Source organism: Rhizobium oryzicola (genome assembly GCF_030504645.1).
Classification (GTDB): Bacteria; Pseudomonadota; Alphaproteobacteria; order Rhizobiales; family Rhizobiaceae; genus Neorhizobium; species Neorhizobium oryzicola.
Genome location: NZ_JAUKWQ010000004.1, coordinates 393,725 through 407,457, shown reverse-complemented (window position 1 = coordinate 407,457; position 13,733 = coordinate 393,725). Strand labels below are relative to the sequence as shown.

Annotated in this window: 8 protein-coding genes and 2 pseudogenes; 4 read left to right on the top strand and 6 right to left on the bottom strand. The window is 59.9% G+C overall.

Going from position 1 to position 13,733, the window contains the following annotated elements; genetic code table 11:
- Positions 1-214 precede the first annotated feature (214 nt).
- The 4 genes from Q2T52_RS15355 to Q2T52_RS15340 all read left to right on the top strand — a co-directional run bounded on the left by Q2T52_RS15355 (position 215) and on the right by Q2T52_RS15340 (position 7,756).
- Positions 215-3,508, top strand: coding sequence for a beta strand repeat-containing protein (locus Q2T52_RS15355; RefSeq protein ID WP_302077652.1), 3,294 nt, complete (start codon positions 215-217; stop codon positions 3,506-3,508).
- Positions 3,505-5,232, top strand: a complete 1,728-nt coding sequence (locus Q2T52_RS15350; RefSeq protein ID WP_302077651.1) for an MBG domain-containing protein — start codon at positions 3,505-3,507, stop codon at positions 5,230-5,232. The genes Q2T52_RS15355 and Q2T52_RS15350 overlap by 4 nt, the downstream gene beginning before the upstream one ends.
- A gap of 68 nt (positions 5,233-5,300) precedes the next feature.
- The gene (locus Q2T52_RS15345; protein WP_302077650.1) at positions 5,301-7,010 is read left to right on the top strand and encodes a ShlB/FhaC/HecB family hemolysin secretion/activation protein; all 1,710 of its coding nucleotides are present in this window, start codon (positions 5,301-5,303) and stop codon (positions 7,008-7,010) included.
- A gap of 128 nt (positions 7,011-7,138) precedes the next feature.
- Positions 7,139-7,756 carry an invasion associated locus B family protein gene (locus Q2T52_RS15340; protein ID WP_302077649.1) on the top strand — a complete coding sequence of 206 codons (618 nt, stop codon included), beginning with the start codon at positions 7,139-7,141 and terminating at the stop codon, positions 7,754-7,756.
- Between the two features lie 309 nt (positions 7,757-8,065).
- Here Q2T52_RS15340 and Q2T52_RS15335 read toward each other — a convergent pair whose 3' ends face one another.
- The 6 genes and pseudogenes from Q2T52_RS15335 to Q2T52_RS15310 form a co-directional block, all read right to left on the bottom strand.
- A complete protein-coding gene (locus Q2T52_RS15335; protein WP_302077648.1) occupies positions 8,066-8,644 on the bottom strand; it encodes a TetR/AcrR family transcriptional regulator in 579 nt (192 codons plus the stop codon).
- Between the two features lie 15 nt (positions 8,645-8,659).
- The gene (locus Q2T52_RS15330) at positions 8,660-9,580 is read right to left on the bottom strand and encodes a carbon-nitrogen hydrolase family protein (protein ID WP_302077647.1); all 921 of its coding nucleotides are present in this window, start codon (positions 9,578-9,580) and stop codon (positions 8,660-8,662) included.
- A 7-nt stretch (positions 9,581-9,587) separates the two neighbouring features.
- Positions 9,588-9,965 carry a hypothetical protein gene (locus Q2T52_RS15325; protein ID WP_302077646.1) on the bottom strand — a complete coding sequence of 126 codons (378 nt, stop codon included), beginning with the start codon at positions 9,963-9,965 and terminating at the stop codon, positions 9,588-9,590.
- Entirely contained in the window at positions 9,962-11,389 is a 1,428-nt protein-coding gene (locus Q2T52_RS15320) for an APC family permease (RefSeq protein WP_302077644.1), read from the bottom strand. Before Q2T52_RS15320 ends, Q2T52_RS15325 begins: the two co-directional genes overlap by 4 nt.
- 674 nt (positions 11,390-12,063) lie before the next feature.
- A pseudogene (locus Q2T52_RS15315) lies at positions 12,064-12,222 on the bottom strand (IS5/IS1182 family transposase); the annotation flags it as partial.
- Positions 12,223-12,246: 24 nt separating this feature from the next.
- Positions 12,247-13,652 (bottom strand): annotated as a pseudogene (locus tag Q2T52_RS15310) (putative bifunctional diguanylate cyclase/phosphodiesterase).
- Between the last annotated feature and the right edge of the window lie 81 nt (positions 13,653-13,733).

Below are 13,733 nucleotides of genomic sequence, written 5' to 3'. Positions count from 1 at the left end.
TAAACAAGGCGGAGCTAATATTAATTTTGGATCAATCATTTAGGATTTCACGACTATGGATTGTATTTCTCGAATTTTGATTTGGCGCTCGCAGCGGAGGCTTTACTACCTGAGGGCGTGAGCTTGCGGACTGAGCAGATGGAATGGCTCTTCCTAAGGGGTACTCAAGAAGAGCGGACGTTGGAGTGGAAATACGAAGCGCATGGGGGATAGAATGACGAAATACAATCACGCAACGCGTTCGGCACGTCTTGCAGCTTGGCTTGCATCGACTGCGCTCGCCCTACATCCCATGGCTGGAATGGCGAGTGATGTCCTTCCAGCCGGCGGTCAGGTTGTCTCCGGTTCAGTCGCGATTGGCGCGAACGGATCGGCAATGACGGTGACGCAAGGGTCCGATAAGGCGATTGTCAATTGGAACGGCTTTTCCATCGGGTCCGGCAATTCGGTCAACTTCGTTCAGCCTCATGCGTCATCCGCCATCCTGAACCGTGTCACCGGCAGCACCACTTCAACCATTGCCGGCTCGCTTACCGGGAATGGTCAGGTCTATCTCATTAATCCCAATGGAATTGCCATCACGCCCAGCGGCTCGGTCAAGGTTGGCGGCGGCTTTGTCGCTTCGTCGCTCGACATGTCCAACGAAGACTTCCTGAAGGGCCAGTATAACTTCAACGGCAATGGCGCTTCCGCCGGTGTCAGCAACGAAGGTGTGATCACGGTCGGCCGCGGTGGCTATGCAGCCCTGATCGGGGGCACGGTAAGAAACGACGGCCTTATCGCTGTCCCCATTGGGAAGGTCGGTCTGGGTTCCGGCGAGCAGGCGACGCTGGATCTGTCGGGCGACGGCTTCCTTCAAGTGGCGGTGCCAACGAAGAATGGCGCCGAGGGCGATGGCGCGCTGATCGAGAACCGCGGCAAGATTTCCGCCGACGGCGGCACTGTGGTCATGCAGGCGGCAACCGCGCGCAACGCCGCGCGCAAGGCTGTGAACATCTCCGGTTCCATTGAAGCCAACAGCATTTCCGGTGGTGATGGTGAGATCGTCATTGGTGGCGGAGAGGGTGGAGATCTTGCCGTTTCCGGCAAGATCAAGGCGACTCCCGATGCGGGCAAGGGCGGAAAGGTCACGCTGACGGGCAAGTCGATCGCGCTGAAGGGAGCGACGGTGGACGTGTCCGGCGCGAAGGGCGGCGGCGAGGTCAAGATCGGTGGCGACAAGCAGGGCAAGGGCAAGACGCAGCGGGCAGAGACGGTCAGCATTGATGCTGCCAGCGCGATCAGGGCGGATGCCACCCAGTCCGGCAATGGCGGCAATGTTGTCGTGTGGTCGGATGAGTTCACCAGCTTCACCGGTCTGATCACTGCGCTTGGCGCTGGAAGCGGCAAGGGCGGTGATGTGGAAGTCTCCGGCAAGGCGGTGCTCGACTATGCCGGCTTGACCAATCTCTCCGGTCCCGGCGGTTTCGGCACGCTGCTGTTGGACCCCTACAACCTCACCATTTCCAACGCCGCAGACAGCGGCATGTCCGGCTTTTCCGCCAATGCCGACGACAGCGTGTTGAACGTTAACACCCTAACCACTGCCCTTGGCAGCGCTAATGTCACGGTGACGACGGGCATCGCAGGCTCGGATGGCGCGCAAGCGGGCACCATCACCGTGGCAAATACCGTTCAATGGAGTTCGGGTACGCAACTGATCCTATCGGCCTACGGAAGTGTTAACGTCAATTCCGATATTCGAGCCGATAACGGCGGCAGCGTTCTGCTCCGGGCAGACAATTCCGGCACAGGAACCGGAACTGTAACTTTTGCGAGTGGAATGAAGGCGTATGCGACAGGTGGGGTGTCTATCTACTATAATCCGACCAGCTATACGTCGCCGACGGACTACAGCGCCAATGCCGGCGCGGGGACGACGCTGACCGCCTATATGCTGGTCAATACACTGCAGAACTTGCAGGACATCAACGATAACCTGTCCGGCAAATACGCCCTGGGCCGCGATATTGACGCGAGCGCCACCGCAAGCTGGAACACCGGCGCGGGTTTCGTGCCGATCAGCGACGGAAGCACGCCGTTCACCGGCAGTTTCGACGGCCAGAACCACACCATCACCGGGCTTACCATCAAGCGCCCGTCGGGTTCTAACATTGGTCTTTTTGGCTTCAATGGGAATGTTGTAAAAAATGTTGGTCTGATCAATGCTGATATCACCGGCCAGTACACCGTCGGCGCATTGGCAGGATACAATGGCGGGACAATTTCGGGTTCCTACGCCACGGGAACTGTGGCCGGCGACGGAGCCAGTTCGAACGGTATCGGCGGCCTTGTCGGCAGCAACAATGGCACCATCAGTCAATCCTATGCTTCGGTAGCAGTGAGCGGCGGCGCCTTCGTCGGCGGCTTGGTGGGAGACAACCAAACCACCATTGACCAGACCTATGCAGATGGCTTCGTGACCGGCACGGAATCGATCGGGGGACTTGTCGGCGTGAATGAAGGAACCCTGGCCAACAGCTATGCGACGGGCGATGTGAGCGGTGCCGCGAGCGTCGGCGGATTGGTCGGAGCGAATCCTGGCGCCATAGTCAATGCTTATGCGGTTGGCAGCGTGAACGGGACCCTCGCCGCTTCCACCGCCGCACTCGTTGGCTTGAACACGGGCTACACTGAAAAATCCTTCTGGAACACAACCACGTCCGGTCAAACGACCGGCGCTGGCGGATCAAGAGGGTATTTGGTCGGCCTCACGACGGCCGAGTTCCAGGATACGGCAGCGTTCAAGGCGCGTCTGAAGGGATCAAACTGGGATTTCACGAGCACATGGGCGCCGCCGAGCTCAGGCTACTATCCGCAGCTCTATGCGCTGACCCCCGTTGTCTATGTCTCCAGCGCTACCTATTCCAGCACCTATGGTGATTTTACCGCTACAGCGCGCCCCGTGACACGCAATGGCGGCCCCTCGGCCTATGTCTTCGGCCCCGCGGGCGACAGCCTTTCGCTGTCAGGCGCGACCATCACCGTGGACCCGCTGACCAAGGTCGGCACCTTGACGGTCGCGATGAACGGCTCCAGCCAGGCTGCGACAAGTACGGGTGGCGTAAACTACCGGGTGCTGTATGCGGGAAGCGCCACAGCGACCGTGACGAAGGCGCCGCTAGAAGTGACGGCGGCCGGCACCCAGGTCTATGGTGACGCCAGCCCAACCTACAGCGCGACGATCACGGGATGGAAGAATGGCCAGGGCGATAGTAATCTCAACGGCCTTACCTACAGCACCACGGTCACGGCGACATCAAACGCTGGCGGCAGCTACAAAGCGACGGCCTCCGGCGGTACCCTCAACGGTGCAGCGGAGGGCAACTACGAGATTTCCTATGTCGAAGGAGCGGTCAGTGTCGCGGCCCGTCCTATCACCATCACTGCCAATGCTCAATCGATGGTTTATGGTGATACAGCTCCCACTCTGACCTACACGGTGGGCGGGTCTGGTCTGGTCTGGTGAATGGCGACACGCTCTCCGGTACGCTTGCAACAGTAGCCACGCCTGCCTCCAATGTCGGCACCTATGGGATCACGCAGGGCACGCTCGGCAATTCCAATTATGCGATCACTTATACCGGCGCCGATGTGACAATCTCAGCCCGTCCCATCACGGTGACCGCCGATGCGCAGTCGATGGTTTACGGCGATGCGGTTCCCACGCTGACCTACACCGTGGGCGGTTCCGGCCTGGTAAATGGCGACACGCTCTCCGGTACGCTTGCAATAGCAGCCACGTCTGCCTCCAATGTCGGCACCTATGGGATCACGCAGGGCACGCTCGGCAATTCCAATTATGCTATCACCTATACCGGCGCGGATGTGACAATCTCAGCCCGTCCGATCACGGTGACCGCCGATGCGCAGTCGATGGTTTACGGCGATGCGGTTCCCACGCTGACCTACACGGTGGGCGGTTCCGGTCTGGTGAATGGCGACACACTCTCCGGTACGCTTGCAACAGCAGCCACGCCTGCCTCCAATGTCGGCACCTATGCCATTACGCAGGGCACGCTCGGCAATTCGAATTATGCGATCACCTATGCAAGCGCCAACGTCTCCGTAACGCCGGCGACTCTCATCATAACGGCAAGCGATGAAACAGTGGCAGAGGGTGGCACGATGCCACAGATCGGCTACACCGTATCCGGCTGGAAGAACCAGCAGACAGACAGCCTGTTGACGGCGGTTATGACATCCTCTGATGCCCCGGCTTCCCTGCCGCCTGGGAACTACAAAACATACGCATCCGGCGGCGCCTTGTCTGGCGCGGCAACTGGCAACTACACCCTAACCTATCAGCAGGGGCAGTTTACGGTAACTGCTGCAAATGGCGGTGGTACCAATACCGGTGGTGGCAGCACGACCCCAGGCACGGGCGGCGGCAATTCCGGCGGCGGCAATGGCGGTACCACGCCCGGCGGCGGGACCAATCCCGGAGGTGGCAACACGGACCCAGGCACGGGTGGCGGCAATTCCGGCGGCGGCAATGGCGGCACCACGCCTGGCGGTGGTACCAATCCCGGTGGCGGCAGCACGACCCCAGGCACGGGCGGTGGCGATTCCGGCGGCGGCAATGGCGGTACCACGCCTGGCGGCGGGACCAATACCGGTGGTGGCAACACGAACCCGGGCACGGGCGGCGGCAATGGCGGAACCACGCCTGGCGGCGGAACCAATACCGGTGGTGGCAACACGGACCCGGGCACGGGTGGCGGCAATTCCGGCGGCGGCAATGGCGGCACCACGCCCGGCGGCGGGACCAATACCGGTGGTGGCAACACGAACCCGGGCACGGGCGGCGGCAATGGCGGAACCACGCCGACGCCACCTGTAACGAAGCCTGAAACGCCCGTCGTCGATGTACCTACGACACCGCCCGTGGTGACGCCACCTGTTGTGGTCATTCCGACTGTACCGCCAATTGTGACCATACCGGACGCTACGATCACGCCGCCGGTTTTCAATCCGGTCTCCGTGGTGTCAACGAGTTATGGGCTCAATCTTCAGCAGGTGACGACTGTGTCCACTGTCCTGCCACAGGTCGTCATCTATTCGGCCGCGTCAGGCAATGGTGCATCCGGGGATGCTAGCTCCGGCAGCAGCATGACGACGCAGCATCCGCAGCTGACAAGCGCGCTGTGCTCCCTTGGTCCGAATTTCACAATCTCATGCTCCGCCAACTAATGCCGAATAGTGATATTGCGATCGAAAAAATAACTTTAAACTGGCAGTCACATTGCAGTTTGCTCGCAATGACTGCTCTCCTCGCTGTTGCCACAGTGCCCATGCAAAAGGCCCATGCACAGACGGCAAGCCAGGTGGTTGCACCGAGCTACGCGCCGCCGGTGGTGCGCCCGGTTGAGGGCGGCATGTCGCTTGACGGGGCAACTGGGCTTGATGCGCCGAAGGATGCAGAGAAGCTCAGTGTCACGCCATCCGGCCTGGTGGTCGAGGGTGGAAGGGCGGAGCTTCTCGCCGAGACGGCCAAAGTGGAAGCCGCGCTGAAGGGCCGCCGCGTCACGGGGGCGGATCTGTTTGCCGCAGCCCGGCAACTGGAAGAAGCCTATGCGAAGGCCGGCTATCTCCTGGTGCGCGTCAGCCTGCCGCCGCAGACCGTGAAGAACGGCAGGCCGCTGCGGCTTGTGGTGACGGATGGACAGGTGGAGGCGATCGACGCCTCCGCTCTGCCGGAGCATGTGCGTGGCCGCATCAACGACGTACTGGCCCCGCTGGTCGGCAAGACCGGCCTCACAAAGGCCGAGCTCGAACGCCGCCTGCTTTTGGCTGGCGACACGCCCGGTGTGATGCTGAAGTCGACGCTGAAGGCGGGCTCGAAGCCCGGCGGCACGGTTATCGTCGTGGATGGCCGCTATGATGCCGTCACCGCAACGCTCACCATGGACAACAGCTTGGCGGATAATCTCGGCCGCTATGTGATGGGGGTCGGCGCTGACTTCAACAGCCTGCTGGGCATGGGGGAAGTCGGCTATCTGCGCCTCAACGGCTATCCCGGCTTCAACGACAATGTCTTCGACGAAGATCCGCGCAACCGGCAGATCATCGCGGGCTTCACTTTGCCGCTCGGCACGGATGGCTTCTGGCTCAACATGGAAGGTGTGGACAGCCGCACCCATCCCAAATCGGATCTCGCCTATACGATGGAGGATCACTACCAGCGGCTTTCCACCAAACTCGGCTATAGCTGGATCCGCGCCCGGGAGGCTAACACCAGCTCGGTGCTCTCCTTCGACGTCACTGAGGAGAAGCAGAAGCTGAACTTGAGCGGCGCGACGACGCCCTTCACGCAAGACCAGTTGCGGGTGCTGCGCTTCACGCAGACCGGTGACATGATCACCGCCTGGGGCGGGCAGTTCAGCGGTAGCCTGACCGCATCCTTCGGGCTGGACGGTTTAGGTGCTCGAAGTGGGACCACCGACCTGCCGATGTCACGCAGCGGCGCAGAGCCGGATTTCCAGAAGCTGGAAATCTCTGCGACCTATGGTCAATCCTTCCTGGCAGAGCGGATGCACCTGTCGGTGTCAGGCAAGGCGCAGACCTCGTTCGGCGAAGCGCTGGCCTCTTCGGAGCAGTTCGGGCTTGGCGGTGCTGACTGGCTATCAGCCTTCGACAGCGGCAAGATGCAAGGCGATGCCGGAGCGGCGTTCCGCGCCGAGCTGTCATTCCCCGTAACGCTGCCGCAGAGCCTTGGTCTCGGCAATGCCTTTGGTAGTGCAGTGGCACCCTATCTGTTCGGAGCGGCGGGCATTGCCAAGCTGGAGCAGCCGACGGCCGCGGAAGAGGAGATCACCCGCGCCAGCGCCTTCGGCGCCGGTATCCGCGTCGGTCTGTCAGAAAAGGCAAGCCCACATTCGGCGACGCTGACGCTGGAATATGCCCATGGCGAATCCTCCAGTCTCGATAGCCAGAACCGCTTCAACATGAGGTTCATTGCGAGGTTCTGAGCCGGCTTTCGTGTTGCCGGTTGCACGGATTATCCCGTTTACACACAAACCTGGCGCCGCCACGCCATGTGGCGAGCGTCATCCGTACACAGACATTCATGGTCCGATTTATGTTCACAAATAGCCTTATGACGTCCGCTCTCTTTGCAAGTCTCTGTGCTGCATTGACGCTTACCGCTGACACAGCAGCGCTTGCCCAGACGACGCCGAAGACGGATGCGGTCAAGGTGGATGCTCAGAAACCTGCCGTTCCCAACGAACCAACTGTCACCACGGCCACCTATGGCAGCTGGGTGCTGCGTTGCGTGCAGGTTCCGGCACAGGCGACTGCGGACGGCAAGCCTGCGCGGGCGTCCGGTCAGACCTGCGAGGTCGCGCAGACGGTACAGGTGCAGGGGCAGCAACAGCCGATTGCGCAAGTGGCTCTCGGTCGTCTGCCGGGGGAGAAGGACTTAACCCTGACGGCACTTCTGCCTGTCAATATCAGCCTGCCCGGTCAGGTTCGGCTTTCTGGAAACGGTAAGAGTGGCACAGATGAAAAAGGTGGGCTTGCGCTTGCGTGGCAGCGTTGCCTCGGCGGTGCCTGCATCGCGAGCGCCAAGCCAGATACGGCAACCCTTGCGGTGATCCGCGCCAGCGCCGAAGGCAATATCCGCTTCACCGACGCCACCGGCAACACAGTCGCAATCCCCCTCTCCTGGGCCGGACTAGACCAGGCTATTACAGCGCTGGAGAAGCTGAAATGATGGGCACGTGGGGCCGTCGGATCACTGTCTTGCAAGTTCAGCACGCCTTTGCTGCGCCGGATACAAGGGGAACATCGCCATTTTAGGCGGGTTCGCCTCCGTGCGGCGTGCCATTCCATAAAAAACACAATGGGTCGAGAGATGTTTCTGCCCGGATAGCGACACGAAGGGTTCCACCGGGGTAGAGCGGCGCGGTGCAGCGCACGCGCAGGAAGACCAATCGGGAAATCCTCAGTGGCAGGTCACTAGGTCGTCAAGCTGGGCCGCAAAATCGGAAAAGATGCAGCTCCGGCTTGAGCCCGACCGATATCAGTTTTGCTCCCGCCGAAATGCGCGCAAAATTAAATCGGCCCCTTCTCTTGCAATCCGGTCTGGGTCGGTGACCGTTACCTCTTCGGCATATTCGAGATGGGCGATTGTCATGCTGGCGACAATGAGGCGACCCAGCATCGGATCGATCTCAACAAATTCGCCGCTGTCGATCCCTTGCGAGATGAGATCTTCCAGCGAATGGTAGAACGCCTTCAGCTTGGCAGCAAGCTCGGCGAATTCCTCCGATTTCAGCGCGTCTCCGGTATAGATGGCTGACATGGCCATGGGCATGCGATGAAGGGTCGACAGATCCCAGACGAGATACTGGTGAAGACGCTCAGATGCAGGCCCGTCCCGTCGGCAGGCTTCCTCGATGCGGACAGCCGCTTCGTTGAGGCTCAGCGAAAAGATTTCCTCAACGATCGCCTTCTTGTTCGGGAAGTGGTGGAAGAGCGAGGGCTGCTTGATATTCACAGCCTTCGCAATCTCCCGGGTCGTCGTAGCGCGGTAGCCCAGCTTCTTGAACAGTCTTGAAGCCTGGATCAGGATTTCCTGACGGGTGTCGACTGTCTCCAAGTGGCATCTCCCTGCTTATGCTGGTCCTCCGATTTCCCTCTGCCGGTTGACGGAGAGCTGGAAGACATCCCTACGGTCATAGTGACCGGTTACATCCAGATCGTGTTTAAATCTGATCGTGTCGGCAAGATCAATCGTCGCTTCCACGGTATCACCGCCGAAAACGGGGCCGATCCGATACTCTCCATCCGGACCGATCACACCCGAGCCACCCCGCAAACCGTCCTCACCGCCAAGGCCCAGAATGAACGCATCGCGAAGCGATAGCGGAACCCGTTCGGCCGGCATATAGGTTGCAGCGCTTACGACGAAGCAGCGGCCCTCGAAGGCATAGGAGCGGCTGGCTATCTGGTGCGATGACGGCATATCAGGCCACACAGCGACATGGATCTGCTCGTCAACCGCATGCAGCGCGTGGCGGGCGAGCGGGTGCCAGTGTTCCCAGCACACCAGTCCGCCGATCCGCCCGGCGGGTGTGTTCACAGCGCAGAGGCCCGCCCCATCGCCTGGTGTCCAGACAATCCGTTCCGTATGGGTGGGAAGCAGCTTGCGGTGTACGTTCAGGATATCGCCGTTCGGCCCTATCGTGACGAGACTGTTGAACAGGATCGCGGAACTCACGCGCGCGCGCTCATTGATGCCCATGACCACGGTCACGTTTGCTTCCTTCGCCGCCTGACGCAGCGCATCGGCGTGACTGCTGTTAAGGACCAGGCTCGACTCGACGAGCTTTCCAAACCAGTGCCGCGCCTCCTCGCTGTCCCAGCCGGCCATGCCGAATACCCAAGCCGGATAGCCTCCGAGCCAGGTTTCAGGGAAGACGACGAGATCAGCGCCCTTCTCCCCAGCCTTGCGGATGGCCTCGCGGGCCACCGCGATCGCAGTCTCCAGTTCGAAGAGCGGCGGCGTATCCTGTATGATGTGCAGGGTTGTCATGCGTGCCTCATATTGAAAAGAAAGAGAAAATGGCGGCCGCGCACAGACCGAGGGCGAAGCTCGAGAGCGAGCAGAAGTCCAGCCACCAGGCGAGCCGGGTTCGCGTCGGCCAGTCGGGCCACCAGGCCAAGGCGCCGGTCGCGATCGACGTGTAGTAGCCGCTTGCGACGAGCACCCAGACAACCGGTTGCGGGATCCATGTCAGCGTACCGAGAACGACCAGTATGGTGCCGATGACAAGGGCATCGACATGCCCTTGCCGGAAGCGGGACATCTGCCGGATACCCAGCCACCCGCTCGGCTTGTCGATGCCCACATAGAGCATCATGCCTGAAAGGCCGCCGATCGAAAGGAGAACCAGCCCCGCCTGTGTCGCGAGTGTCATGCCGTCTCCTTGCGAAACCGTGTTGCAATCGCGATGGCGAAGAGCGCCACGGCGGCAAAGATGAGGAGTGGCGCCCAGACCAGGATCCCTGTCGAACCGGGCGGTGCGAGTTCGACGCGTGGCCAGGCGATATTGGTCGTCTCGAAGGCGAGCCAAAGAAAGGCGATAATGTTGATGGCCGTGCCGAGACGGCCGGTGCGGAAGGCGCCGTTGGGCGTCCAGCGACCGGAGAGGCGGGCAAAGAGCGCGGCGGCGGCAACGAGGAAGAAGGTCGCGTAAAGCCCCATCGTCCCGAAGGAGATCATTGTCCCAATCGCCTTGTCGTTCAGCCCCAGGAGCAGCGCCAGGCCGGTCACCACGGTGACGAGCGTCATCGCCATCACCGGAACCTGATTGCTCCGGCTGACTACGGCGAGATGCTTTGACGCCGGCAGGACACCATCCCGGGCAAGCCCGAAGACGATACGGCCCGTATAGGCCTGCATGGAGACAATGCAGGCAAGGAATGTCGTGACGACGATGGCGTAGAAGGGCCGTTCGGACCATGCGCCGAAACTCGTAGTAACGACTTGGGTGACGGGATCAGCAATCTTTCCTGAAACGATCGCGGGCAGGTCGTTGCTTGCGAGCGTGATGGCCCCGGCCACAAGGACGACAAGGGCCCCGACTGCGGCTGTCGCGCCGATGATGGCTTTGGGAATGTTATTGCCGGCGCTGGAGGTTTCTTCGGCGACCGAAGCGCTGGCATCGAAACCGACGAAAGCCCAGCCGCAGACGGCCATGGCGGTCAGAAAGGTTGCTGTCGTCGGCATCGTGCCCATCGTGTCCAGGAGGGTGCTGGCAGGCTGGTTGCGGAAGAACAGGATCAGCACCACGCCGATGCAGAGCGATCCGAGCACTTCTGCCGCAATCCCGATATTGACGAGAAAGGCGACGATCTTGATTCCACGACTATTGACCACCAACGCACCCACCAGCAGCGCCATTGCGATCAGCGCACGGTTGACGCCCTGAGGTTCGCTTCCGGTGACCAGAAGGCTGACCCAGGGAGCTGCCAGAAAAGCGACCGTCGCAAGAGCTGCGGAAACCGCCAGCGCGTAGATGATGCCTGTGACCATTCCGAAGCGCGGGCCGATCAGACGGCCGGTCCAGTAATAGGGTCCGCCGGCAATGGGGAATTCCGAGGCGAGCTCTGAATAGACGAATGCGACCGTCAGCTGCCCGGCGAGAGACAAAAGCAGCATCAGAATCCAGGCCGGTCCCGTCAACTGGATGCCCAGCGAGAAAATAGCATAGAGCCCGACGACCGGCGCAACGGTCGCGACTCCGATCGAAAATACCGAAAACAGCCCGATATCGCGCCTGAGCTGCTGATCATATCCCAGTTCCGCCAATTGGCCGGCGTCTTTTGAAGGTGTTGTCATGGTTTAGACTCCCGCTCCCTATCATTTGATAGGGAAGCTACACAGGGTCTGAGAAGGTGTCAATCGGGCGCTATGCTGCGCAAATCCCTGGCACTTGTCGTCGTCAGGCGCTCCGGCTTCAGCAGAGACGACTGTCGTTTTGCGCTAAATCTCAAAGATGGAGGTGATAGATTTCAGAGGCGTGGGGGCCATTTAATTTGAGAGAGCACTTAACTTGCGAATTTGCTGGGATCTGTTCACTTTAGCCGGGAAATCAGACGACCGAGGCAATTGACCGTTTCCTGCTGTGAGTGACCCACTCCCTCACGAAATAGCCAAAGCGCCTTGGGATGAAGCGTGCCGACGCGCAGACGCAATTCGAGAGCTCCTGAAAAGTCGACTGGCAGGAGTCGAGGCGGATGTAGCAATGCTTGCGAACGATCTCGAAATCAGCCAGGCGACCGCATATCGCCTCATTAAGCTATTTCGAGCTGGCGACGCTATGTTGAGTCCAGTGGAGCGCAAGGCCGGCCGAGCAGAAGCATATAGGTGTTTGATGACTGGCGGGAGGAGATCATTCAGACGGCGATCAGCCGGTACAACCTCACCGGCAACCGTGCGTCATTTTCACGCTGTTCCGGAATGTGCAGACGAAGTGCATCTCGGTCTGGCTCAAACAGCCGCCCCTGTATGGCTCCATAGCTGGTCGCGACCTGCCACTTCATCCGCCCATCGGCGTTGATCGCCGCAATGTGTCGGTCTTGCTGACTTGGGCAATCACTTTCCGGCCGTTCCAACGCATTGGCACGCGGTGGAATAACCACCGCAGCATCGGCGCTGTGCCCGGTGATGGCGTAAGGTCCACGCACCAGAGTTGATCAAATGGCGTCTCTGACAGCCGACTGCCCGCTCGCCAGATAATCTGCAGCTTCCATTTCGTGTAATGGACGGGAATAGAAATACCCCTGGATCTTTGTGCAGTCCAGCGCCTTGAGCGCATTAACCTGTGTATCGGTTTCCGCGCCCTCCACCACACACCCAATGCCGATGCCGCGGCAAAGCGCGACCAGAGAACGGATGATCATCTGGTTGGTCTGATTGCTTTCTATGTCAGCGACAAAGCGCTGATCTATTTTCAGCTTGTCGAGTGGCAGGTTCTGAACATGGCTGAGGCTGGAATAGCCGGTGCCGAAATCATCGAGCGCTACGTGAATGCCGGCACGCCGCAGCAGTTCAATGTGCTCGCGCGCCAGCGTAAAATCCTGCAAAAGCGCCGTCTCCGTCAGTTCGAAAACGATCCGGCGCGGATCGATGCCGCTATTTTCCACATTGCTGATGAGCCGCATGATCATAACCCTGTTAATGATCTCACAGGCAGACAAGTTGAACGATAGACCGACAGATTGCGGCCACGCCTTCATCGCCTGAAGAGACTTGCGCAGGATGACAAGCGTGATCGACGAGATTAGACCGGCGCGCTCGGCAACAGGAATGAAGAGGCCTGAGAAACGGCTCCAAGAACCGGACTGTTCCAGCGCGCCAGCGCCTCCATATATTGCGTGCGGCCAGTGACTGTATCCACGATCGGTTGGAACATGGGATAGAATTCCGCTTCAGCATCAGCTTGCCGCATGGTCTGCTCGGTTGCCCCTTGTGCCTGAAGTTCTTCCTTGTGCAAATGCGTAAAAACTTCAGTGTGCGCTCTGCCTGTTCGTTTGGCGTGATAGAGCGCAAAATCGGCGTATTCGAAAAGTCGGTCACCAGTGTCTGCCATGTCCGGACAGACCGCAATTCCGACAGAGCCGCTAACGGAAACGGTCACGTCACCAAATGTCATCGGCGATTCGATCAAAGAGATCATCACCTGACCGAATTCCTTTAAAGGCGCGTCTTCTTCCTGAAGCAGAATGATGAAGGCGAACTCGTCCCCGCCGAGCCGAAAGAATGATGCTGCTTCAGCCAGGTTGGACTTCAGTCGTTCAGCCACTTTGCATAGAACCAGATCGCCAACACGATGCCCATAAGAATCGTTGATCGGTTTGAAACCATCTAGATCTAGGATGCCAACGGCAAAGCGACAGGAACCCGTGTCGGCTCTACCGATCAATTCATCGAGCATATTGAAGAAGTGGCGACGGTTTGGCAGGCCTGTTAACGTGTCGCTGTTGGCAAGTGCAGCATTCGTCCTGCTGAGCGTCTGTGCTTCGCGTCTTGCCCGTTCAAGGAAGCGGAGATCGTCATAATAACTGACCACACAGGCATAAAGCACGGCTACGAACAGCATAGCGACCAAGGCAGATACGAAGGCAAAATAGTTGTGCATTCCCCACACAACACAGAGCATGGCCAGATTGACCGTGCCTGC